The sequence below is a fragment of the Microbacterium paraoxydans genome (assembly GCF_900105335.1).
GTDB classification, from domain to species: Bacteria; Actinomycetota; Actinomycetes; order Actinomycetales; family Microbacteriaceae; genus Microbacterium; species Microbacterium paraoxydans.
Window position 1 is genome coordinate 1939093 of sequence record NZ_LT629770.1, and the last position, 24104, is coordinate 1963196.

Below are 24104 nucleotides of genomic sequence, written 5' to 3' on the forward strand. Positions count from 1 at the left end.
TCTCTCCTTCGGTGTCGACGGTGACACATCCGTTCCAGTGTCGGCACCGGCTCGACTTGCAGCAATGCCCAGTGGCGCGCAGCGGCTGTGCATAATTGCAGCATGGATGCGGCGAAGAGGCCTCGTGCCGACGATCTGCTCGTGCTGCTCGCCGTCGCCCGCACCGGCCGGTACACGAGCGCCGCCGCACACCTCGGTCTCGATCACACGACGGTGGCGCGCCGCATCGCCGCCCTCGAGGACGCGCTCGGCGGACGGGTCGTCGCGCAATCCGCGTCCGGGTGGGAACTTACCGACCTCGGGCGCACCGCCGCCGAGACCGGTGGACGCATCGAGGCCGCGCTGTCCCAGCTCGACTCCGCCCCCGGCGAGACTCCTGACCCGATCGCCGGCGTCGTGCGCATGTCCGCCACCGACGGCTTCAGCGCCTACATCGCCGCCCCCGCGATCGCAGAGCTGCGCCGAGCACACCCACGGCTGACGGTCGAGATCGTCGCGGCCACGCGGAGGGCCGCCGAGCACCGCGCCGGGCTCGACCTGGAGGTGGTCGTGGGCGCGCCCCAGACCCGCCGCGCGCAGGCCGTGAAGCTCGGCACGTACACCCTCGGTATGTACGCCTCGCGGGACTACCTCGACCGGACCGGCACCCCGGCATCGCGCGCCGAGGTGGAGCAGCACCGACTCGTGTACTTCGTCGACTCGATGCTTCAGGTGGATGCGCTCGACCTTCCGCGCCGCCTCGTCCCCGGCATGCAGGACGGCCTCACCTCGACCAACGTCTTCGTGCACGTCGAGGCCACCCGCGCGGGAGCCGGGATCGGCCTGCTCCCCTGCTTCGCCGCGGACCGGCACCCGGATCTTGTGCGCCTGCTGCCCGAGGTCTTCGCCGAGAAGCTCCCGTACTACATGGTCGCGCGGCCCGAGTCGCTGCGGCTCCCCGCGGTCGCGGCGCTCGCCGAGGCCCTGCGTGCCCGCACGCGTGCCGCGAAGGCGATGCTCGACGGGGCCGGCTGAGCGCCGGTCAGAGCAGCTCGGACACGAGGGTTTCGATGCGGCCGCGGATGTCGTCGCGGATCGGCCGGACGGCGTCGATCCCCTGGCCGGCAGGGTCGTCGAGCACCCAGTCCTCGTAGCGCGTGCCGGGGAAGAACGGGCAGGCGTCACCGCAGCCCATCGTGATCACGACGTCCGACGCCTGCACGGCCTCAGTCGTGAGCACCTTCGGCTGCTCGGCCATGATGTCGATGCCGACCTCCGCCATCGCCGCCACCGCGACGGGGTTGATCTCCGCAGCGGGCATCGACCCGGCGGAGCGCACCTCGATGCGGTCGCCGGCGAGGTGCCGGAGGAAGCCGGCGGCCATCTGCGAGCGCCCCGCGTTGTGGACGCAGACGAAGAGGACGGAGGGTCGGTGCGGTGCGTTCACGGGGCCAGCGTATCCCGTTCGAATCGCCTGATTGGCTGCATCTCCGGCCGAAATGGGACCAATCGGGCGATTCGAAGTCAGTACCCGTGCTCGACGGCGAAGTCGCGCAGGACGCCGTCGGTGCCGTCGCCGCCGAGGAAGGTCGAGGTCTGCAGCGTCACCGTCTCGGTGAACCCGTTCGGACCCGGCACGGTGATCTCCAGCGGATAGGTACCGCCGAACGCGGGGATCCGCGGCACCTTATCGCCATCCGCGAGAGCCCGGGCCGCGAGGAACGCGGCGCTGACGTCCACATCGTGGATGCGGTATACCGTGTCAGCGGGGAGGAGCTCGACGCCGCTCGCGTCCAGCCCGAAGTCCTCCTCGGAGGTCACGATGGCGTAGTCGTCCGCACCCCGTTCGTTCGCGCTCGTCCGTCGGAGCTCGACCGTGTCGGTGTGCTCGGCGCCCGCCATCTCGTAGGTGACGGTCGCAGTGCCGCTCTTCCCGTCCTCCGTCGCCGTCACGTCGTCGACGGAGAGGATCTTCGGCCGGTCCTCGATCTGCGTGTAGACGCCGCTCCTGGTGAGCAGTAGAGCGAGCGGCTGCTCGAAAGCCACCGCCGGGTAGAGGTTCTCGGCTGCGCTCTCCTCGTCCCCGGCGGCGAGGAGCGCGAAGACGAAATCGACGGAGGAGCGTACGCCGTCCTCTGCCGAGAAGAGCTCGACATCGGTCGACGACGGCGTCGGAGACGGCGGGGCGGCAGGCATGCAACCGACCAACACCAGGGCCAGAACCACGGCCGGGGCCAGGACGCTCGGCAGTCGTCTCCGGGGAGATCGGGACGAGCTCATGTGCACCTCGGATCGGACTCGGCGTCGTGGCCGGCCTTCCGCGGCACGGCTCCCCGAGCCTACGGAACGGGATCGGCGCCGATCAACACCGCGCGCCCATCGCTCCCCGGCGAACCGGCCGGCAGGGACGTGTCAGGCCAGGCCGAGGCCCGCCAGCTCGGCGGGGTCGAACATCCGCGAGCGGATGAGGAACCGCATCCCCGTCGGACCTTCGACGCTGAACCCGGCGCCGCGTCCCGGCACGACATCGATCGTCAGGTGCGTGAACTTCCAGTACTCGAACTGCGAGGCCGACATGAAGACCTCGACCGGACCATCGAGTCCCAGGTCAAGGGCACCGAGGAGCACGTCGCCGGGGCCGGTGAGGAACATCCCCACCGGGTAGCACATGGGCGCGGAGCCGTCGCAGCAGCCGCCGGACTGGTGGAACATGAGCGGCCCGTGCTGCGCGGTGAGCTGCCGGACGAGCGCGGCGGCGGGGTCGGTCACCGCGACGCGGGCGGGCGTGATCGGACTGGCCATGAGACTCCTTGCGTAATGCCGGGGTGCGGGACGGCAGCTGCGGCCCGCCGTCCCGCACCCCAGCGTCGACGATCAGAAGAAGCCCATCGGGCCTTCCGCGTACGAGACGAGGAGGTTCTTCGTCTGCTGGTAGTGGTCGAGCATCATCTTGTGGTTCTCGCGCCCCACCCCCGACTGCTTGTACCCGCCGAACGCGGCATGGGCCGGGTACTGGTGGTACGTGTTCGTCCACACGCGACCCGCCTCGATCGCCCGGCCTGCGCGGTACGCGGTGTCGCCGCTGCGACTCCACACCCCGGCCCCCAGGCCGTACAGGGTGTCGTTCGCGATCGAGATCGCGTCGTCGAAGTCGTCGAACGAGGTGACCGAGAGCACCGGACCGAAGATCTCCTCCTGGAAGATCCGCATGTCGTTCGTCCCCTCGAACACGGTCGGCTGCACATAGAAGCCGTCGCTGAGGTCGCCGCCGAGGTCGGCGCGCTCGCCTCCCGTGAGCAGCCGGGCCCCGCCCTGCTTCCCAATGTCGATGTAGCTGAGGATCTTCTCCAGCTGATCGTTCGAGGCCTGCGCGCCGATCATGGTCGCGGGGTCGAGCGGATTGCCCTGCACGACCTTCTTCACACGCTCGAGGCCGTCGGCGAGGAACCCGTCGTAGATCGAGCGCTGGATGAGGGCGCGTGACGGGCAGGTGCAGACCTCGCCCTGGTTGAGCGCGAACATCGTGAAGCCCTCGAGCGCCTTGTCGTAGAACGGGTCGCTCGTGGATCGGGCCACGTCCTCGAAGAACACGTTCGGGCTCTTGCCGCCGAGTTCCAGGGTGACGGGGATCAGGTTCTGCGAGGCGTACTGCATGATGAGGCGGCCGGTCGTGGTCTCCCCGGTGAAGGCAACCTTGCGGATGCGCTTGTGCTGGGCGAGCGGGGCGCCGGCCTCGATGCCGAAACCGTTCACGATGTTGACGACTCCGGCCGGCAGCAGGTCGCCGATGATGTCGAACAGGAACAGGATCGACGCGGGCGTCTGCTCCGCGGGCTTGATGACGATGCAGTTGCCCGCGGCGAGCGCCGGCGCCAGCTTCCACACGGCCATGAGGATCGGGAAGTTCCAGGGGATGATCTGCCCGACGACGCCGAGCGGTTCGTGGAAGTGGTACGCGACGGTGTTCTCGTCGAGCTGGCTGATGCCGCCCTCCTGCGCGCGGAGCACCCCGGCGAAGTAGCGGAAGTGGTCGATCGCGAGCGGGATGTCGGCGGCGAGGGTCTCCCGCACGGGCTTGCCGTTCTCCCAGGTCTCGGCGACCGCGATCTCCTCCAGGTGCTGCTCCATCCGGTCGGCGATGCGGTTCAGGATCACGGAGCGCTCCGCGGGGCTGGTCTTGCCCCAGGCGGTGAAGGCCTTCCAGGCGACGTCGACGGCGCGGTCGATGTCCTCCACGGTGCCGCGGCCGACCTCGGTGAAGGGCTTGCCGTTGACGGGACTGATGTTCTCGAAGTACTGGCCCTTCGCGGGCTCGACGAACTCGCCGCCGATGTAGTGGCCGTAGCGGGGCCGATAGTTCGCGACCGCTCCGGGCTGCCCGGGGGCCGCGTAGGCGAGGGACACGTCTTCTTCGACGATGGTCATGGGGGTCTCCTTCGACGGGGGCGCCGCGGCGTCGATGCCGCGGTGTTCCCTCGACGCTAGGCCGTCGCCCGTTGCACTCCCGCTGCGCAACGTTGCAGCCGGTTGCACCCCGTTCGAATCGCGCACTGTGCTGCATCCGCGGCCGAAATGGGGCCAATCGGGCGATTCGAATCAGGTGAGGCGCTCGATCCGCGTCACGAGGCCGGCACGACGCGGCGAGCGCGCCGGCAGCATCTCCAACGCGAGCCGCAGCACCTCCGCGTCCTCGCTGCCCTCGGGGGTGTCCGCGTAGGCGAGCAGCACGTCGAGACTCGCCCCCGACAGCATCACCTCCCGCAGCGCCGCCCGGACCGAGTCACGGAACTCCTCCACGCCGGGTGAGGCCGACTCCGGCAGCACCGGCCCCCGATACGCCGTCAGAGCGACCCGGTGCGCCCCGCGATCCAGGAGGGAGAGCACGTCGTGGGCGTCGGTCTCCAGCGGCACCGGAAGACGATAGGGGCGGGACTCCGGCACGAGATCGGGGGCCGCCCGCTCCAGGACCTTCCGCAGACGCACCATCTCCGGCCGCAAGGTGTCCGGCGAGACCCCAGGGCCGTAGACGAGCTCGGCGAGTCGGTCGGCGGAGAGTCCCTGGCGGTGCACGGCCAGCATCAGGAGGATGGCGGCGTGCCGGGCGCTGAGCTCGGTGACCGCCTCCTCGTGCGCCGACACGGTCTCCAGCCGGGCGCGGTCGCGTCCGAGCACGTGCAGTCGCGCGCGGGCGAGGGGTTCCGGCGGCGTCCTGCCGGGCAGTCGTCGAGCCGGAGGCTCCGCCCGTCTCTGCAGCCGGGCCACGAGGAGCTCGGACTCGACCGCTCGCGCCGTCGCGTCGACGAGCAGCCGGGCCTGCGGGGTCACCACCTCCGGTCCCCCGGTGATGTCGATCACGCCCAGGACCCGCTGCGTCTCCGGGTCGCGCACGGGCGCCGCGGTGCACGACCACGGGTGCACCAGTCGGTTGTAGTGCTCGGCCCCGCGGATCTGCACCGACCGTTCCAGGGCGAGAGCGGTGCCGGGGGCGCTCGTGCCCACGGCGTCCTCCGCCCAGTTCGCGCCGGCGACGAACCCCATGCCCTCGGTGAGGGACCGCAGCTGCGCGTCGCCCTCGATCCACAGCAGGCGCCCGGCCTGGTCCCCGACGGCGATCACGACCCCCGAGTCCTCGGAGTCGCCGGGAAGCAGCAGCGCGCGGATCATCTCCATCGCGGAGGCGAGTGGATGGTCCAGGCGATAGGCGTCAAGCTCGTCCTCGTGCAGATCGAGCGGCGGCAGCCCCTCCGGGCCGACGCGGCGACGCCAGGACCGCTCCCACGACTCACGCACGAGCGGACGCACCTCGCGGAGACGGTGATCGTCGAGATTCCCGGCGATGAGCTCCTCGTGCGCACGCTCGACGAGGAGGCGAGACGCCGTCGGCGACGCCTCCCGCGGATCGTGCCACGTCGCAGACACGCGTTCTCCGTTCCTGGAGCCGGGAGCGTGCCCTCAGTGTACGAGCAGGATCGACCGGGCGGAACAGCAGCGGCGGCGGTCAGGGCAGCAGCCCGGCCACGAGATCGTCGATCACGTCGTCGGTCGAGGTCTCCGGGTCGATCGGGGTGGTGAGCCGGTCGAGCAGCAGACCATCGATCGCGTAGTGGAACAGGGCGATCTCCCGCCGACCCCCGGGGAGACCCGCCGCGACGTTGAAGGCGACGTCCGCATCGAAGCCGGCACGCTGCCAGGCCCCGAGCACGGCGGCGAGTTCGGGACGACGAGCGCTCTCGAGCCGCAAGGCGAACAGGGCGAGGGTCACGTCGCGATCAGCCGTGAGGCGGCGCACGATGTCCCGGATGTAGTCGGCGAAGAGCTCCCGGCTCGGCGTGATCTCGGCCCTCCGCTCCAGGTCCTCGGGCGTCGGAGCCAGGCGTTCCCCGATGCGGTCGACGAGACCCTCGATCAGCGCCTCCCTGCTGCGGAAGTAGTTCGACGTCGTCCCCGCGGGGACGTCCGCCTCGGCGTCGACCGCGCGGTGTGTGAGCCCCCGGGATCCCTCGCGGGCGAGCACCGCCAGCCCCGCATCCGCGATCTGCCGTCGTCGCGGCTCATTCCTCGCCATGCCGCCACCCTAGCGCAATCACTACGACTGTTGTACTCTCAACCGCAACAGATGTAGTGATTGGAGAACGATGCGAGAGCTCGTGTACTACGCAGCGGTGACCCTGGACGGGTTCATCGCCGGGCCGGACGGGGAGTTCGACGCCTTCCTCGTCGAGGGCGACCACATGGACGGCATCAATGCCCGCTTCGCCGACACCCTGCCGACCGTGGCCGCCGAAGCCCTCGGCATCCCGCAGCGCAACGACGTGTTCGACACCGTGCTGATGGGCAGGAACACCTACGAGGTGGGCGGGCTCGCGAGCCCGTACCGGCACCTGCGGCAGATCGTCTTCAGCCGCACCCGCACCGCCGCGGCCGAGAATCTCGAGGTGACGGCGGAGGACCCGGTGCAGGTCGTGCGGCGCCTCAAGCGCGAGGAAGGCGGCGCGATCTGGCTGTGCGGCGGCGGCTCTCTCGCGGCGACGCTGGCCGACGAGATCGACCGGCTCATCCTGAAACGGCAGCCGCTGCTCTTCAGATCCGGGATCCCGCTCTTCGGCGACCGCCCCTATCGTCCGGAACGGTTCGATGCCGTGGAGACGACCCCCTATGAATCGGGCGTCGTGGTGACGGAGTACGTGCGACGGCGCGGGGAGTGATCCTGCCGTCAGCGGGTGCGTAGCCGGTCGAGGCCCGGATGGCAATACCGTTCTCGAATCCGTTCCCGGTTCCTATCGTGGTCCCATCACGAGTCAGGAGGCGCCATGAACGTCCACACCCCCACCAGCACTGGCTCCTCGCAGCGCGCCGACGCGGCCCACCCCGCCGCGACCGAGCCGGCCTGCGAGCGGATCGACTTCGACCGGTACGTCGTCGCGCACGACGCTCCCGTCGGATACATCGAGGTCGTGCCGCCGCTCTATGTCTGCTACCTCGGACACCCGTATCCTCGGGCTGTGGAGATCGCTCAGGTGTACGACTACGACCATGCCGTCAGCATCGTCAGTGCCATGGCCGCGGGTTCGCGCGACCACGCCCTCGCCGGATGAGCCGGGAGGTCTGGCCCGGGTCCGCGTACCCGCTGGGGGCCACCTTCGATGGTCAGGGCACCAACTTCGCCCTCTTCAGCGAGGGCGCGGAGCGCGTGGAACTCTGCCTCTTCGACGCGGACGGCACGGAGACACGGGTGCCGCTCACGGAGGTCGACGCGTTCGTCTGGCACGGCTACCTGCCCACGGTGCAGCCGGGACAGCGCTACGGCTACCGGGTGCACGGCCCCTACGACCCGGCCCAGGGACAGCGGTTCAACCCGAACAAGCTGCTCCTCGACCCGTACGCGAAGGCCGTCGCCGGCGACATCGACTGGGGTCAGTCCCTGTTCGGCTACGACTTCGGCGACCCCGATTCCCGGAACGACGACGACTCCGCGGCCGCGATGGCGAAGGGCGTCGTCGTCAGCCCGTTCTTCGAGTGGGGCGGCGACCGGCCCCTGAAGACGCCGTACGCCGACACGGTGATCTATGAGGCGCACGTGAAGGGGCTCACCCAGCGGCATCCCGAGGTGCCGGAGGAGCTCCGCGGGACCTACGCCGGCATCGCGCATCCGGCGGTCGTCGAGCACCTCCAGCGCCTCGGCGTCACCGCCTTGGAGCTGATGCCCGTGCACCAGTTCGTCAACGACTCGGTGCTGCAGGACAAGGGCCTGTCGAACTACTGGGGCTACAACACCCTCGGCTTCTTCGCCCCGCACAACGCCTATGCCGCCGGTGGTCAGGACGGCCAGCAGGTGCAGGAGTTCCGCGCCATGGTGCGCGCGCTCCACGAGGCCGGGATCGAGGTCATCCTCGACGTGGTCTACAACCACACCGCGGAGGGCAACCACCTCGGCCCGACGCTCTCGATGCGCGGGATCGACAACGAGGCGTACTACCGCCTCGAAGAGGACAAGCGCTACTACACGGACTACACCGGCACGGGCAACAGCCTGAACGCGGGCAACCCGCACGCCCTGCAGCTGCTCATGGACTCGCTGCGGTACTGGGTGACCGAGATGCACGTCGACGGCTTCCGCTTCGACCTCGCGGCGACCCTCGCCCGCGAGTTCTACGACGTCGACCGCCTGGCAGCCTTCTTCGAACTCGTGCAGCAGGATCCGATCGTCTCCCAGGTGAAGCTCATCGCCGAGCCGTGGGACATCGGACCCGGCGGCTATCAGGTGGGCAACTTCCCGCCGCAATGGACGGAGTGGAACGGCAAGTACCGCGACACCGTGCGCGACTTCTGGCGCGGTGAGCCGCAGGCACTCGGCGAGTTCGCCTCCCGCCTCACCGGCTCCGCCGACCTGTACGAGCACTCCGGCCGGCGCCCGGTCGCCTCCATCAACTTCGTGACCGCGCACGACGGCTTCACGCTGCGCGACCTCGTCTCCTACAACGAGAAGCACAACGAGGACAACGGCGAGGACAACAACGACGGCGAATCCCACAACCGCTCCGACAACATGGGCGCGGAGGGGCCGACCGACGACATCGACATCAATCGCCGCCGCGCGCGTCAGCAGCGGAACTTCCTGGCGACGCTGCTGCTCTCGCAGGGCGTGCCGATGATCTCCCACGGCGACGAACTCGGCCGCACGCAGCACGGCAACAACAACGGCTATGCGCAGGACAACGAGCTCACCTGGATCGACTGGGAGGCGGCCGACCTGCCGCTCGTGGAGTTCACAGCGGCGGTCGCACGACTCCGGCACGACCATCCGACCTTCCGCCGCAGCCGCTTCTTCGACGGACGACCGGTCGCGGACGAGGACGGCGAGCGCATCCCCGACGTCGTGTGGCTGCGACCGGACGGCGCCCGCATGACCCCGGAGGACTGGGACTCGGGCTTCGGCCGCTCGGTCGGCATGTTCCTGAACGGTCGCGGGATCCGCGAGAACGACCGGCGAGGGCGACCCGTGGAAGACGTGAACTTCCTCGTCTACTTCAACAGCGGGGACGAGCCCGTCGACCTGGCTCTTCCCGACGACCGCCACGGCGCGGAATGGCTCGTCGCGGTGGACACCGCCGGCGAGCTGGGCGATCGGAACCTCCGGGCCCGCGACACCGTGCCGCTCGAGGGCAAGGCCATGCTCGTGCTGCAGGAGATCGACGGCGAGCCCGTCGACACCGACGACTCCGTCGACGCCTCGCTCCGTGCGCAGAGCGAGCAGGCCGCCTCATGACCGACCGGCCTCTGTCGACCTATCGCCTCCAGATCAGCGGCAGCTTCCCCCTCGAAGCGGCGGCCGATGTGGTCGGCTACCTCGCCGAGCTCGGCGCGTCCTGGGTGTATCTGTCGCCGCTGCTGGCGGCGACGCCGGGTTCGAACCACGGCTACGACGTGGTCGACCACGCGCGCATCGATCCGGACCGAGGGGGCGAGGACGGTCTCGTCCGGTTCGCCTCGGCGGCGCGCACGGCCGGCCTCGGCATCCTCGCCGACATCGTCCCCAACCATGTGGGCGTCGCGGTGCCGCGGCAGAATAGATGGTGGTGGGAGGTGCTGCGACTCGGCCGGAAGACCCGTCATGCCGCCGCCTTCGACATCGACTGGGCGGCGGGCGACGGACGCCTCCTGCTCCCGCTGCTGGGCGCGAGCCCGGAGGAGGTCGTCGCCAACGGCGAGCTCGACGTCGACACCACCCCGGCCGCCGATGCGCCGGACGGGGTGCTGCGCTACTTCGAGCATGAACTGCCGCTCGCCCCCGGCACGGCGGCGCTGGCCGACGACCTCCCGGCACTCCTGGCGGCCCAGAACTACGAGCTGCGATTCTGGGAGGACCAGAACACCGATCTCACGTACCGCCGATTCTTCGCGGTCTCCGAACTCGCCGGCATCCGGGTGGAGCGCCCCGACGTCTTCGCGGAGTCGCATCGGGAGATCCTCCGCTGGCTCCGGACCGGACTCGCGGACGGGCTGCGGGTGGATCATCCGGACGGCCTCGTCGACCCCGGCGCGTATCTGGAGCAGCTCGCCGACGCGACAGGGCGCGCGTACACGCTCGTGGAGAAGATCCTGGAGCCCGGCGAGGCCCTGCCCGCCTGGTGGCGGACCGACGGCACGACCGGATACGACGCGCTGGCCGAGCTCGATCGTCTGTTCGTCGACGCGGAGGGGGTGGCCGCACTGGACCGCCTGGACGCCCGGCTCCGCGCGGAGACCGGCCTCCCGGACGCGCTCCCCTGGCACGACCTCATCCACGACACGAAGCGGATGATCGCCGACACGCTCCTGGCCGCCGAGGTGCGCCGGCTGGTCCGCACGCTTCCCCACGGGATCGTGCACGCGGACGACGCACTGGCGGAACTCCTCGCCTGCTTCCCCGTGTACCGCTCCTATCTCCCGGAGGGCCGCGAGCACCTGCGCGCCGCCTTCGCGGAGGCCCGTCGCCGACGCCCCGACCTCTCCGCCGCCTTCGCCGCGCTCGAACCGCTCCTGGTCGAGCCCACCCTCGAGGTCGCGCAGCGGTTCCCCCAGGTGAGCGGCGCCGTGATGGCGAAGGGCGTGGAGGACACCGCGTTCTACCGGTTCACCCGCCTCGGAACGCTGACCGAGGTCGGCGCCGACCCGTCGATCCCCGCCCTGTCGGTCGAGGAGTTCCACGACGCACAGCGGACACGACTGGCGGCCTGGCCGTACTCGATGACGACGCTCTCCACGCACGACACGAAGCGCTCGGAGGACGTGCGGGCGCGCCTGTCCGTGCTCTCGGAGATCCCGGAGCGGTGGGGCGAGGTGCTGGCGGAGCTGCGCGCCGTCGCGACCACCGGACACGGCCCCCTCGACGCGCTCATCTGGCAGGCTGCCGTCGGCGCGTGGCCTCTGCCCTCCGACCGGCTCCTCGCCTACGCCACGAAGGCCGCGCGCGAGGCCGCCGAGCGGACCACATGGCAGCATCCGGACGCGGCCTTCGAGGAGGGTCTGGCCGCGATCGCACGATCCGTGGAAGGTGACGCCGCGCCGATCCTCGACCGGTTCGTGGCGGAGATCGTCGATGCCGGCCGTTCGAACTCCCTCTCCGCCAAGCTGCTGCAGCTCACCGGTCCCGGCGTGCCCGACGTCTACCAGGGCACCGAGCTCTGGGACCTCTCGCTCGTCGACCCCGACAACCGTCGACCCGTCGACTTCGCTCTGCGCGCTCGGATGCTGCGGGAGCTCGACGCGGACCACGCCCGCGGTGTGGTCCCCCCGATCGACGACTCCGGTGCCGCCAAGCTGCTGGTGACCTCGCGGGCCCTGCGACTGCGGCGGGACAACCCAGAGCTCTTCCGCTTCTACCGGCCGGCCGTGGTCGAGGGTGCGGCCGCGGACCACGCCGTCGCCGTGCACCGCGGGGGCGCGACCGCCGTGGCCACGCGACTGCCGGTGACGCTGGCGCGCCGCGGCGGCTGGGGTGACACGGTCCTGATGCGCCCGGAGCTGCCGGGGACCGACCTCCTCACCGGTCGGCGGATCCCGCCGGGACCGGTGCGGCTGGCGGAACTGCTCGACACGTATCCGGTCGCCCTGATCGAGCTGGCCCGATGATCTCGGTGTGGGCTCCGCGGGCGAGTCGTGTGCGGGTGCGACGCCTCGACGACGCGGGCACGATCGTGGAGGAGCGCGAACTCACGGCCGCGACGGAGGGGCACTGGACCGCCGACCTCGCCCTCGCGGACGGTGAGCGCTACGGCTTCCTGCTCGACGACGGCGACGACCTGCGCCCGGACCCTCGCTCGCGGTGGCAACCGGACGGCGTGCACGGCGCCTCGGCGGCGTTCGACCCCGCGGCCTTCGCCTGGACCGATGCCTCCTGGACCGGACGGCAGCTCGCAGGCGGGCTGATCTACGAGCTGCACCTCGGCACCTTCACGCCGGAGGGCACGCTCGACGCGGCGATCGGCCGCCTGGCGCATCTCGTCGAGCTCGGCGTCACCCATGTCGAGCTGCTGCCCGTCAACGCCTTCAACGGCTCCTGGAACTGGGGATACGACGGCGTGCTCTGGTACGCGGTGCAGGAAGAGTACGGCGGCCCCGCGGCCTACCAGCGCTTCGTCGACGCCGCCCACGCGCACGGGCTCGCCGTCGTGCAGGACGTCGTCTACAACCACCTCGGCCCGAGCGGCAACTACCTCCCCCTCTTCGGTCCGTACCTGCGCGAGGGCGAGACCAACACCTGGGGCGACTCGGTGAACCTCGACGAGCCCGCGGTGCGGGAGTACATCCTCGACAACGCCCTGATGTGGCTGCGCGACTTCCACGTCGACGGACTCCGGCTCGACGCCGTGCACGCCCTGCACGACCGGCGGCCCGTGCACCTGCTGCGAGAGCTCTCCGAACGGGTGGACGCCCTCTCCGCGCAGCAGAACCGGCCGCTGACCCTCATCGCCGAGTCCGACCTCAATGACCCGACGCTCATCCTGCCGCGGGAAGCCGGGGGCTACGGACTCACGGGGCAGTGGTCGGACGACTGGCACCACGCCGTGCACGTCGCGCTCACCGGGGAGACCGCCGGGTACTACGCCGACTTCGCCGCGGCCGAGGCGGTGGCCAAGGTGACGGAGGGCGGGTTCTTCCACGACGGCACCTTCTCGTCCTTCCGCGACCGTCCGCACGGGTCCCCGATCCCCGCCGAGGTGCCGAGCTGGCGGCTGGTGACCTTCGCGCAGGACCACGACCAGATCGGGAACCGCGCGGCCGGGGACCGGCTCTCCGCGACCCTGTCCCCCGATCGGCTCGCGGTGGCCGCCGTCCTCACGCTGACGGCCCCGGGCACCCCGATGCTCTTCATGGGCGAGGAGTGGGGCGCGACGACACCCTGGCAGTTCTTCACCTCCCACCCGGAGCCGGAGCTCGGCCGCGCGGTCGCCGAGGGCCGCACGGCGGAGTTCGCCCGCATGGGCTGGGATCCGGATGCGGTCCCCGACCCCCAGGATCCCGACACCTTCCGCCGCTCGCACCTCGACTGGGCGGAGGCCGAGGCCCCGGTGCACGCCCGGCTCCTGGCGCTGTACCGCGACCTCGCACGACTGCGGCGAGCCCGACCGGAGCTCACCGACCCGGACTCCGCGCACAGGAGGGTCGAGGTCCGGGAGACGGACGGCCGCCCCGAGCACCGCGTCTACCGCATCGATCGCGGTGGAGTGTCGGTGCTCGTGAACCTCTCCCCCACCCCCGCCTCGTTCGCGGTACCCTCGACGGCCGAGATCCTCCTCACAACCCTCCCGCTCGCCTCCCCGTCGCGCACCCTCACGTCCCTGACTCTCCCCCCGGACGCCGCCGCCATCATCAACTGAGGTCGACCCACCCCTCTGCGGTCCTCCCGGCCCTCTGCGTGCGTGCGTAAGGGGCCGGGGTGCGCGGAAGGGGGTGGGTCGGCAGGAGTCAGCCGCGCGAAGCCCACCACTCCCGGAGACGCTGCTCCGCGACGTCCTCGCCCAGCACGCCCTCATCGAGGCGCAGATCGAGGAGGAAGCGGTACGCCTCGCCGACCTCCCGGCCCGGAGAGATGCCGAGGACCTCCTGGATGCGGTTGCCGTCGAGCTCAGGACGGATCGCGTCGAGCTCCTCCTGCTCGCGGAGCGCCGCGATCCGGGACTCGATGTCGTCGTAGGCGGCGGCGAGCCGGGCGGCCTTGCGCTTGTTCCGCGTGGTGACGTCGGCGCGGGTGAGGATGTGCAGGCGCTCCAGCAGGTCCCCGGCATCGCGGACGTAGCGGCGCACGGCGGCATCCGTCCACGCCCCCTCCGCATAGCCGAAGAACCGCAGATGCAGCTCGATCAGGGTCGCGACGGCATCCGTGGTCGCCGAGTCGAAGCGCAGGGCCTGCAGCCGCTTGCGGGCCATCCGGGCGCCGACGACGTCGTGGTGGTGGAAGGTCACCGCGCCGCCAGGCTCGAGCTTGCGCGTGCGGGGCTTGCCGATGTCGTGGAGCAGAGCCGCGATCCGCAGCGGCACGTCCGGCGCGGCCCCGGGGTTCCTGGCGTGCTCGAGCGCGATGGCCTGACTGAGCACCGTGAGGGAGTGCTCGTAGACGTCCTTGTGGTGGTGGTGCTCGTCGACCTCGAGCTTGAGGGCGCTGACCTCGGGGAGGAACTCCTCGATGAGTCCGGTCTCGACCAGCACCCGGATGCCGCGGACGGGGTCGTCGGTCTGCATGAGGCGCACGAGCTCGGACTGCACGCGCTCCGGGCTCACGATCTTCAGGGTCTCGCGGAGCTCGGTGATCGCCCGCTCCGTGTCCTCCTCGACCGTGAAGCCGAGCTGCGCGCTGAACCGGGCGGCACGCAGCATCCGGAGCGGGTCGTCGCCGAACGACACCCGGGGGTCCGTCGGTGTCCGCAGCACGCCCGCCACGAGGTCCTCGACCCCGCCGGTCGGGTCGACGAGCTTCACCGCGGGCACCTGGAGGGCCATCGCGTTGACCGTGAAGTCGCGGCGGACGAGGTCGCCGTCGATCGAGTCGCCGAACTCCACCGTGGGCTTGCGCGTTACGCCGTCGTAGCTGTCGGCGCGATAGGTCGTAATCTCGACCTGCTCGCCCCGCACCCGGGCGCCGATGGTCCCGAAGGCCCGGCCGATGTCCCAGTGCGCGGAGGCGACCGGCTTCACGATCGCGAGGATCTCGTCCGGCGAGGCGCTCGTCGTGAAGTCCAGGTCGTGCGTCTCGCGGCCGAGCAGCGCATCGCGCACCGGACCGCCGACGACGGCCAGCTCGAAACCGGCTTCGTCGAAGGCCTCCGCGAGGGTGCGGACGACGGGATTCTCGGCGAGCGCGCCGAGACGGGCGAGGCCGTCGGCCATGTTGAGCATGGGTTCCAGCGTACCGGCCCGCTTTCCACCCCTCCCGGCCCGGGCACGACTTCGGAGCTTCCGGCCGACGCGCCGGCTCCGAGCCGGTACCCCCGGCGTGTCACGGGCGATCTCCGAAGCTGTGCCCGCCTGCGCCCCGTTCACCTCCCCGTCGCCTCGATGTCAGACCTCCGTCATCCGGCTCCGCTGGGCTGGGGACGCCCCGTGCGGCTGAGCACGGACACCCACCCACGAAGGACAGACATGACCTCCCCCACCCCTGCGGTGCGGTGGCGGCGTCGCGGACTGACGTCCGTCGCGCTGCTCGCCGTGCTCGGCGGCGCCGTCGTCGCCCCCGCGGCCCTCGCCGCGCCCGACCCCGAGGTGCCGACCGGATCGCTCGTCACCGGCGACACGCCCTGGCACTACCTCGACGACGGCTCCGACCCGTCCCCCGCCCCGGCCGCGCTGCGCGACTGGACCCTGCCCGCCTACGATGACAGCGCGTGGAAGACCGCACCCGGCTCGTTCGGCGCCAAGAGCGGGGCGCTCGCCCCCGTCGGGCCGCACACCCCGAAGACGCTCCTCAACCACTACCTCGACGGCTCGGCGGCGCCGACGGTGCCGACGTACTTCTTCCGCACGACATTCGAGTTGGAGGCCGGGGTCGCCGACCAGGTCGCCGCCCTGCAGAGCACCGTCACCTTCGACGACGCGCTCATCGTGTGGATCAACGGCGAAGAGGTGGCCCGCTACGTCGACGGCCGGATCACCGACACGACAAACGTCGAGTACGCCGGCGACTCCAACGGCGACCCGCTCACCAGCACGTTCAGCGCCGAGGGCGACCTGCTCCGCGACGGCACGAACACGATCGCCGTGTCGCTGTTCCAGGACCGCGCGTCGAGCTCCGACATCTACTTCGACATGTCGTCGCTCACCCTCGTGAAGGCCTCCGACCCCGGCACGCCCGTGGTCGCCCCGCCGACCCGCGTCATCCTCACCCCGACCGAGAAGCCGGAGGTGTCGCAGTCGTTCTCCTGGCTCGCCGGTGACGCCTCGCACACGGTCGGCCAGGTCGAGATCGGCCTCGCGACCGGTGGTGCCACCCGCACGGTCGACGCATACGACGCCGGTGTGGTGAACGGCAACCCGAACAAGCACTTCTCGGTCACGGTCACCGACCTCGCCCCCGCCACCGCCTACCGCTACCGGGTGGGTCTCCCCGGGAGCTGGAGCGACTGGTACGAGTTCCGCACGGCGGACCCGAAGGCGAGCGACTTCCAGTTCATCTACTACGGCGACGCCCAGATCGGTCTCGACACCACCTGGCCGAGCGTCGTGAAGCAGGCCGAGGCGCAGGCTCCTCGCTCGATCGGCTCCGTCCACGCGGGCGACCTGATCAACACCTCCAGCAACGAGAACGAGTGGGTCAACTGGTTCAAGGGCATGAAGGACTCCGCCGTGCGCACCAACGTGATGGCCGCTCCGGGCAACCACGAGTATTCCGGCGACAAGCTGCTCACGGCCTGGAAGGCCGCGTTCGAGTACCCGCACAACAACCCGTCGACGAGCTCCATCGGCGAACTCGCGAACCTCGCGAAGGGCGACTCCGAGGTCGCGCAGCAGTACCGCGCGTTCTTCGACCACTGGAGCTCGTTCGCCGCCGAGACCGCGTACTACACCGACTACCAGGGCGTTCGTTTCATCACCCTGAACGCGACCCGCGATACGACCTTCCTCACCCCGGCGGGGCTCCCGTCCTGCACGGGCGCGGAGTGCCCGTCGTCGCAGATCGGCACCCTGTGGACGCGCTTCCAGGCCGCCTGGCTCGACCTGCTGCTGCAGAACAGCCCGTCGAAGTGGAACGTCGTCACGTTCCACCAGCCGGTCTTCTCGGCCTCGGCCGGTCGTGACGAGCCGGTGCTCCGCGCCGAGTGGCTGCCCGTCTTCCAGCGCAACGACATCGACCTCGTGCTCATGGGCCACGACCACACGTACGCCCGCGGCTACGTGAACACGGATGCGACCGAGACCCCCGGTCTCACGACGGGCCCGGTCTACGTCGTGTCGAACTCCGGCGCGAAGCATTACGACCTGGAGACCCCGGAGAAGAACGTCTGGACCAACAACGGCGCCACCCAGGTGCTGCGCGGTCAGGGCGTGACGACGTACCAGGTGATCGACGTCTCGAAGAACCAGCTCGTCTACCGGTCGTACCTCGCCGAGAAGCAGCCGGACGCCACGACCGACCTCCCCGTCGGCGCCGTCTACGACACGTTCACCGTGACGAAGTCCGACGCGGGTGAGAAGTGGGTCACCGAGGCCGGTGTCACCCCGCCGGTCACGGAGGAGCCGGAGCCGGAGAAGCCCGCGACGGTCGGACTGGGCGCGTCCTCGGTTGCGGCCGGCGGCACGCTCGCGGTGTCGGGAAGCGGCTTCGCGGCCGGCGCCGAACTCGCGCTCGAGCTGCGATCCGATCCGGTCTCGCTCGGTACGGTCACGGTCGCGACCGACGGCACGTTCTCGCGCACCGTCACCATCCCCGCCGGCACCCCGGCCGGCACGCACACCCTCGCCGTGATCCTCCCCGACGGCACGGAGGTGACGGCCTCCCTCACCGTCACCGCGGCGGCCGGGGGCGGAGCGGTCGTCCCCGATGAGAGCGACTCGGGTGGCGCGACCGACGGCGACCTCGCGACGACCGGTGCCGACAGCATGCCGTTCGTCATCGGGGCCATCGTGCTGCTCGCCGCCGGCCTCGGCCTGTTCGCCCTGCGTCGCCGCCGTGCGACAGCGGTGGTCGAGACGACGGAAGCCGGGTAACCCGGTCGTCTGTCCCTCCACGGGCGCCACCGGTCCTCCGGCGGCGCCCGTGCCGTCTCCCCCGGCTCTCGCCTCGGACCGTGCACCGGTCCCTTCCGGGTCTGGGATAACCTTCACGTGCCCGACCCGCGAAGGAGAACCCGTGCCCGCGAACGATGCCCTGGCCGATGAGACCGATCGGATCGTCGCGGCGGCCCTGCAGGTGAACGGCCGCGCGTCCTGGGGCGAGATCGCCCGCGTGGTCGACCTCCCGGAGCGGACGGTCGCCCGCCGCGGACAGCGTCTCCTGGACCGCGGGCTCGTGCGCGTCTCGACCTACGTCGACCCCGCGCGCGTGCTCCATGCGCGCGCCGTCCTGTTCCGGATAACGACCGAACCGCATGCGCTCTGGCACGTCGCCCGCACCCTCGCCCGTCGTGCCGATGCGTCGTCCGTGTCGGTCCTCGAGGGCAGCAGCGACATCGCCGGCATGCTCCTCCCGCACGACGACGCATCGATCCGCGAGCTGCTCTTCACCGACTTCCCCGAGGTGGAGGGCATCGCGTCGATCAACGTCACCACGGTGCTGAAGTTCTTCCGCTCCGGGCACGACTGGCGGGTGGGGGTGCTGTCCGACGAACAGGTGCGCATGCTGGACGAGTCCTCGGGATCCGAGGTCGACCCGGCGGACGCCTTGAGCGAGGACGAGGAAGCGCTGATCCGGCTCCTGCTGAACGACGGACGGATGCCCGTGGCGCAGCTCGCCCGCGCGCTCGGACTGAACGTCACCACGACGCGTCGACGGATGGAATCCCTCAACCGCCGCGGGCTCATGCACCCTCGCACGGAGATCGTCCCGAGCCTCTTCGGCCTCGGGCTGGAGGCACTCGTGTGGCTGCGGGTGCCGATGGATCGGCTGGAGAAGGTGGGATCCGCCCTCGCCGCCGCCCCCGAGGTGAAGTTCATCGTCGCGACGACGGGCACGTCGCAGCTCCTCATGAACGTACTCGTGCGCGACGCGGACGAGTTCTACGAGTTCCTCACCGGTCCCGCGGTCGCTGGCCACGACGGGCTGGAGGTCGTGGAGTCGCTCGTCGTCATCACTCCGGTGCTGCGCGGGTCGCTGATCGTGGACGAGGCGCCGGCGGCGCTGGCGCAGGACATGCCGACGGGAGCCATCCGCTTGTAGGCCGATTCTGTTACGGACGTGTAAAGAAATGGCGAGATCGTTCGCATTGCCTTGACGTGATGGCGAAATAGAGCGAGTATCCCTTCCAGGGCCTTCACCCCTGGAGAGGACGATCGTGTTCACGGCAACTGGAGACGACTGGGCGGACCGCGCGGCGGCACTGTCGCTGCACACCCGCATGTTCATCGACGGCTCCTGGGAGGACGGGACCGCCGAGCCCCTCGCACCGATCAGCCCCCGGGACGGCCGGGCTCTGCCCCCGATCGCGGCCGCCTCCGCCGCCGACATCGACCGCGCGGTCCGCTCCGCCCGTGCCGCGTTCGACGCGGGCGTCTGGTCGCGCATCGCCCCCCGCGAACGCGGCCAGCTGCTGATCGCCTTCGCGCAGAAGATCCACGACAACGCCGAAGAACTCGCCCTCACCATCTCCCTCGAGATGGGCAAGCCCGTGCGCGAGGCGCTGCAGACCGAACTCCGCGCGGTCGTGAACTGCTTCCGGTGGTACGGCGAGGCCGCAGACAAGGTGCTCGACGAGCTCCCCGTCACCGCCCCGAACAGCCTCGCGCTCGTCACCCGCGAACCGGCCGGCGTCGTCGCCGCGGTCGTGCCGTGGAACTTCCCGCTCACGATGACGGCCTGGAAGCTCGCCCCCGCTCTCGCCGTCGGCAACAGCGTCGTCCTCAAACCCGCCGAGCACACCACCTTCTCGGCCCTGCGCCTGGCCGAGCTCGCCCACGAGGCCGGCATCCCGGCCGGCGTGCTGAACGTCACCCCCGGCGCCGGCCAGGTCGCCGGCCGCGCACTCGGCGAGCACCCTGACGTCGACGTCGTCACGTTCACCGGCTCGCCCGAGGTCGGCCGCCGGTTCCTCGGCTACGCCGCCGCGTCGAACGGCAAGCGCGTGTGGCCGGAGCTCGGCGGCAAGACGGCGAGCCTCGTGCTGCCGGACGCCGATCTGGAGCGGGCGGTCCGGGCCACGGCCGACGGCTGCTTCTACAACCAGGGGCAGATATGCACGGCCTCGTCCCGGCTGCTCGTCCCCCGCGCGCAGTACGACAGGGCCCTGGAGATCGCCGCCGAGGTCGCCCGCACGAGCCTTCCCGCAGACCCGTTCGACGTGTCCACGTCGATGGGGGCGATCGTCAGCGAGAAGCAGCTCGCCGGGATCGCCGGGTTCGTCGAGCGCGCGGCGGCCGAGGGCGCCGAGCTCGCGGCCGGGAGCGCCGAGCGGTTCTCCGCCGTCGACGGCGGCAGCTACTTCGCCCCGGTCGTGCTCGGCGTGACCCCCGCGCACGAGGTGGCGCAGCGCGAGGTCTTCGGCCCCGTGCTGTCGGTCATCGCGTACGACGACGTCGACGACGCCCTCGCCATCGCCAACGGCACCGAGTACGGCCTCGCCGCCGCGCTGTGGAGCACCGACCTCAACGCCGTGCACACCCTCTCCCGGCGGCTGCGCGCGGGTGTCGTCTGGGTCAACTGCTTCGAGGAGGGCGACATGACCATCCCCTTCGGCGGGGTCAAGGGCTCCGGCTTCGGACGCGACAAGAGTCTGCACGCGATGGAGAAGTTCACCGACCTGAAGACCACGTGGATCGAGCTGTCGTGACCCGCCCGCTCATCGGCATCACCACCTGGCGCCGCGCCATCGACACCGACCTCGGCACGGGCCGCCCCGCGCACAGCCTCGGCACCGAATACGCCACGCCGATCGAGGCCGCCGGCGGCGCCGTCGTGCTGCTGCCGCCGACCGCCGGTGTCGACGAGGTCCTCGATCGGCTCGACGGACTGGTGCTCTCCGGCGGGGAGGATCTGCACCCCTCGCACTACGGCGCCGAGCCCCAGGACGGGAAGTCGTACGACTCGGCCCGCGACGGCTACGAGATCGCGCTCGCCCTCGGCGCCCGGGAACGAGGCCTGCCGGTGCTGGCGATCTGCCGCGGGCTCCAGGTCTGCACCGTCGCGTTCGGCGGCTCCCTCATCGTCGACATCCCCGCCACGGCCGACCATCACCCGGTGCGAGGAGCAGACGAGCAGCTCTCCGCCCGGCACGCCGTCGCGTTCGCGGAGGACAGCAGGCTCGCCGCGCTCTACGGGACGACGACGAGGACCGTCAACACCATCCATCACCAGTCCGTCGACACCCCGGCCCCCGGGCTTCGCCCCGTCGCCTGGGCTCCCGACGGCATCGTCGAAGCCGTCGAGGCGGGCGACGACTGGGCCTTCTGGGCGGTGCAGTGGCACCCCGAGAAGATGACAGCCCCCGAAGAGGCCGCCGAGGAGCGCCCGCTGTTCGCGGCGTTCGTCGCGGCCGCCCGTGAACGCGCAGCGGAACCGTCCGCTGGCCAGAAAGGAACACGATGACCAAGCAGGTCTTCCTCGAGTACGAGAACGGCGTCCGCGCCGTCGCCACCCTGTTCGAGGACCTCGCCCCTCGCACGTGCGAGGCGATGTGGGGCGCGCTGGAGAAGCCGGTCACCATGCAGGCGATGCACGCGATGTACGCCGGACCCGAGGTCATGGTCGGCCTTCCCGAGGAGGCCCAGAACTTCGACCCCGAAGCCGTGCCCGCGGAGAACCAGCAGGTCGTGCCCGCACCGGGTGACCTGCAGTGGTACTGGCAGCGCCCCATGCAGATGGGCGGACTGCCGTTCGAGTGGTACGAGATCGGAGTCTTCTACGATCGTGGTGCCCGTATTCTCGGCCCCCTCGGATGGACACCCGTCAACATCTGGGCCGGCATCACCGAAGGACTCGCGGAGTTCGCTCAGGAGAGCGCCGCGATCCGCATCGACGGAGCGAAGCAGCTCACCATCGGACGCCTGGTCTAGGCGTCCACCCCCCGTGCTGGACCCATCCCGAAGGAGCAGTGCATGAACACCCGCAGAATCCTCACCGCCGGCGCGCTCGTCGCCACCGGTGCCCTCGTCCTCGCCGGCTGCGCGTCCGGCGACGGCGAGTCCTCGTCCGGTGGTGACAAGGAGTTCGCCGGCGAGACCCTGGTCGTCACGTCGTTCGGCGGAGACTGGGAGAAGGCCTTCATCGAGGCCGTCGTCGACCCGTTCGAGGAGGAGACCGGAGCGAAGGTCGAGCTGATCACCCTGTACAGCGCCGATGCCCTCGCCCAGGTCACCGCCCAGAAGGCGAGCCCGCAGATCGATGTCGTGCACTTCTCCGGCGGACAGGAGTTCACCGCCGCGGAGCAGGGCCTCATCGCCCCGATCGCCGCCGACGACCTGTCTGCGTCGGGAGACCTCATCGACATCGCGACCGCCGGCCTCGAGCGCGGCGAGGGTCCGGTCATCCAGCTCGCGCCCATCGGGCTCGTCTACAACACCGAGGCGGACGCCCCGGCGCCGACGTCCTGGGAAGACCTCTTCGACGGCGCCTACGCCGGTCACGTCGCCCTGACGGACTTCTCGAACACCTACGGGGTGCTGTCGATGCTCCGGGTGGCCGATGCGCTCGGGGGTGGCATCGAGGACCCGTCCGCGGCCATCGCCGACCTCGGAGCGCTGGCGTCCTCGGGCGACGCGATCGTCGTCCCCACCTCGCCGGACCTGCAGACCGCCTTCGCCCAGCGCGGCACCTGGCTGGCCCCGTACGCGATGGACTACGCAGGCACCCTGCAGGACGCGGGTCTCCCCGTCGAGTTCATCGTCCCGGAGGAGGGCGCCACCGCGTCGCTCATCACGGCGAACGTCGTCGAGGGCCGGGACAACCCCGAGCTGGCCACGCTCTTCATCGACTATGAGCTGCGCCCCGAAGCGCAGGCCGTCTTCGCGGAGAACATGCGCTACTCCCCCGTCAACACGAAGGCCGAGCTGTCGGACGAGGCGGCCGAGGCCGTGCTCACCGGCGACGAGCTCGACGACGTCGTGGTCTACGCCCCGGGAGACATCGCCGCGTCGCGTCAGGCGTGGACCGATGAGTGGAATGCGCTGATCACCAAATGAGCGTCCGAACCCGTAAGGAGCCCTGGCTCCTGCTCCTGCCGGCGATCGTGCTGCTCGCGCTCGCCTTCGTCACCCCGGTGGCCGGCATGCTGCTCATGAGCGTGCAATCGCCGGCAGGCGGGTTCACCCTCGACAACTTCACTCGCTTGTTCGCGAGCGAGTATCACCTCCAGGCGGCCCTGCGATCGCTCCGCCTGGGGGTGATCCAGACGGTGATCACCCTCGTCATCGCCGTCCCGCTGTCGTACATCATGGCGCGCGCCGGCTCGAAGGTGCGCTCCTTCCTCCTCATCGTGGTGATCCTGCCGCTGATGACGAGCGTCGTCGTCCGCACCTTCGGCTGGGTGGTGCTCATGGGGCCGTCCGGCCTGATGATGCAGATCCCCGGCGCGGAGTTCCTCGTCGGCGGCACGCAGGGATTCCTCGGTACCGAGACCGGCGTCGTGATCGCGATGGTGCAGGTGCTGCTGCCGTTCGCCGTGCTCAGCATCCTCGGCGTCATCTCCGGCATCCGTCCGCAGCTGGAGGAGGCCTCCCGCACCCTCGGCGCCGGATTCTGGCGCACGCTACGGCACGTCGTGCTGCCGCTGTCGGTGCCCGGCATCGTCGCCGGCGCCTCCCTGGTGTTCGTGCTCTCGGTGAGCTCCTTCATCACCCCCCGCTTCATCGGCGGCTCGCAGATCCCCGTGTTCGCACAGACGATCTACGTCGACGCGACCACCAACCTCGACTGGGCGTTCGCGGCGGCGCAGGCCGTGCTGCTGTTCGCGGGCGTGATGCTCGTGCTCGCGGCCACGTCCCGGCTCGGGAAGCAGAAGGTGTGA

Annotated in this window: 20 protein-coding genes; 13 read left to right on the forward strand and 7 right to left on the reverse strand. The window is 70.7% G+C overall.

Annotated features, from left to right (window positions below):
- The first annotated feature begins 102 nt into the window (after positions 1-102).
- Positions 103-1014: a LysR family transcriptional regulator gene (locus BLU02_RS09725; RefSeq protein ID WP_060922063.1), complete on the forward strand. Its 912-nt coding sequence runs from the start codon at positions 103-105 to the stop codon at positions 1012-1014.
- Between the two features lie 7 nt (positions 1015-1021).
- Here the strand turns inward: BLU02_RS09725 and BLU02_RS09730 are convergent, their stop codons facing one another.
- The 6 genes from BLU02_RS09730 to BLU02_RS09755 all read right to left on the reverse strand — a co-directional run bounded on the left by BLU02_RS09730 (position 1022) and on the right by BLU02_RS09755 (position 6544).
- Positions 1022-1426 carry an arsenate reductase ArsC gene (locus tag BLU02_RS09730; protein WP_060922064.1) on the reverse strand — a complete coding sequence of 135 codons (405 nt, stop codon included), beginning with the start codon at positions 1424-1426 and terminating at the stop codon, positions 1022-1024.
- A 77-nt stretch (positions 1427-1503) separates the two neighbouring features.
- A complete protein-coding gene (locus tag BLU02_RS09735) occupies positions 1504-2175 on the reverse strand; it encodes a hypothetical protein (protein ID WP_105950692.1) in 672 nt (223 codons plus the stop codon).
- Between the two features lie 216 nt (positions 2176-2391).
- Complete coding sequence (locus BLU02_RS09740; RefSeq protein ID WP_060922066.1) at positions 2392-2781, reverse strand: DUF779 domain-containing protein; 390 nt, start codon at positions 2779-2781, stop codon at positions 2392-2394.
- A 72-nt stretch (positions 2782-2853) separates the two neighbouring features.
- Entirely contained in the window at positions 2854-4404 is a 1551-nt protein-coding gene (gene exaC / locus BLU02_RS09745) for an acetaldehyde dehydrogenase ExaC (RefSeq protein ID WP_060922067.1), read from the reverse strand.
- A gap of 171 nt (positions 4405-4575) precedes the next feature.
- Positions 4576-5898 carry a GAF domain-containing protein gene (locus tag BLU02_RS09750; RefSeq protein WP_060922068.1) on the reverse strand — a complete coding sequence of 441 codons (1323 nt, stop codon included), beginning with the start codon at positions 5896-5898 and terminating at the stop codon, positions 4576-4578.
- A 79-nt stretch (positions 5899-5977) separates the two neighbouring features.
- Entirely contained in the window at positions 5978-6544 is a 567-nt protein-coding gene (locus BLU02_RS09755; RefSeq protein WP_060922069.1) for a TetR/AcrR family transcriptional regulator, read from the reverse strand.
- Positions 6545-6614: 70 nt separating this feature from the next.
- Between BLU02_RS09755 and BLU02_RS09760 the strand changes: the two genes are divergently transcribed.
- The 5 genes from BLU02_RS09760 (at position 6615) to treZ (ending at position 13838) form a co-directional block, all read left to right on the forward strand.
- A complete protein-coding gene (locus BLU02_RS09760; RefSeq protein WP_060922070.1) occupies positions 6615-7184 on the forward strand; it encodes a dihydrofolate reductase family protein in 570 nt (189 codons plus the stop codon).
- 105 nt (positions 7185-7289) lie between these two features.
- Positions 7290-7574 (forward strand): hypothetical protein, encoded by a 285-nt coding sequence (locus tag BLU02_RS09765; RefSeq protein WP_060922071.1) that lies wholly within the window; start codon positions 7290-7292, stop codon positions 7572-7574.
- Positions 7571-9745 carry a glycogen debranching protein GlgX gene (gene glgX / locus BLU02_RS09770; protein WP_060922072.1) on the forward strand — a complete coding sequence of 725 codons (2175 nt, stop codon included), beginning with the start codon at positions 7571-7573 and terminating at the stop codon, positions 9743-9745. The genes BLU02_RS09765 and glgX overlap by 4 nt, the downstream gene beginning before the upstream one ends.
- Positions 9742-12090 (forward strand): malto-oligosyltrehalose synthase, encoded by a 2349-nt coding sequence (treY, locus tag BLU02_RS09775; RefSeq protein WP_083370957.1) that lies wholly within the window; start codon positions 9742-9744, stop codon positions 12088-12090. The genes glgX and treY overlap by 4 nt, the downstream gene beginning before the upstream one ends.
- Complete coding sequence (treZ, locus tag BLU02_RS09780; protein ID WP_060921353.1) at positions 12087-13838, forward strand: malto-oligosyltrehalose trehalohydrolase; 1752 nt, start codon at positions 12087-12089, stop codon at positions 13836-13838. The genes treY and treZ overlap by 4 nt, the downstream gene beginning before the upstream one ends.
- A gap of 88 nt (positions 13839-13926) precedes the next feature.
- On the opposite strand, the gene BLU02_RS09785 is transcribed toward treZ, so the two are convergent.
- Complete coding sequence (locus tag BLU02_RS09785; protein WP_060921352.1) at positions 13927-15354, reverse strand: CCA tRNA nucleotidyltransferase; 1428 nt, start codon at positions 15352-15354, stop codon at positions 13927-13929.
- Positions 15355-15597: 243 nt separating this feature from the next.
- On the opposite strand from BLU02_RS09785, the gene BLU02_RS09790 reads away from it, so the two are divergent.
- The 7 genes from BLU02_RS09790 to BLU02_RS09820 all read left to right on the forward strand — a co-directional run bounded on the left by BLU02_RS09790 (position 15598) and on the right by BLU02_RS09820 (position 24104).
- Positions 15598-18159 carry a purple acid phosphatase family protein gene (locus tag BLU02_RS09790; RefSeq protein WP_060921351.1) on the forward strand — a complete coding sequence of 854 codons (2562 nt, stop codon included), beginning with the start codon at positions 15598-15600 and terminating at the stop codon, positions 18157-18159.
- Positions 18160-18301: 142 nt separating this feature from the next.
- Positions 18302-19327, forward strand: a complete 1026-nt coding sequence (locus BLU02_RS09795) for an Lrp/AsnC family transcriptional regulator (protein ID WP_060921350.1) — start codon at positions 18302-18304, stop codon at positions 19325-19327.
- A 115-nt stretch (positions 19328-19442) separates the two neighbouring features.
- A complete protein-coding gene (locus BLU02_RS09800; protein ID WP_060921349.1) occupies positions 19443-20933 on the forward strand; it encodes an aldehyde dehydrogenase family protein in 1491 nt (496 codons plus the stop codon).
- Positions 20930-21688 (forward strand): gamma-glutamyl-gamma-aminobutyrate hydrolase family protein, encoded by a 759-nt coding sequence (locus BLU02_RS09805; protein ID WP_060921348.1) that lies wholly within the window; start codon positions 20930-20932, stop codon positions 21686-21688. The genes BLU02_RS09800 and BLU02_RS09805 overlap by 4 nt, the downstream gene beginning before the upstream one ends.
- The gene (locus BLU02_RS09810; RefSeq protein WP_025102846.1) at positions 21685-22155 is read left to right on the forward strand and encodes a DUF3830 family protein; all 471 of its coding nucleotides are present in this window, start codon (positions 21685-21687) and stop codon (positions 22153-22155) included. The genes BLU02_RS09805 and BLU02_RS09810 overlap by 4 nt, the downstream gene beginning before the upstream one ends.
- Positions 22156-22197: 42 nt before the next feature.
- The gene (locus BLU02_RS09815; RefSeq protein WP_060921347.1) at positions 22198-23280 is read left to right on the forward strand and encodes an ABC transporter substrate-binding protein; all 1083 of its coding nucleotides are present in this window, start codon (positions 22198-22200) and stop codon (positions 23278-23280) included.
- Complete coding sequence (locus tag BLU02_RS09820) at positions 23277-24104, forward strand: ABC transporter permease (RefSeq protein WP_060921346.1); 828 nt, start codon at positions 23277-23279, stop codon at positions 24102-24104. Before BLU02_RS09815 ends, BLU02_RS09820 begins: the two co-directional genes overlap by 4 nt.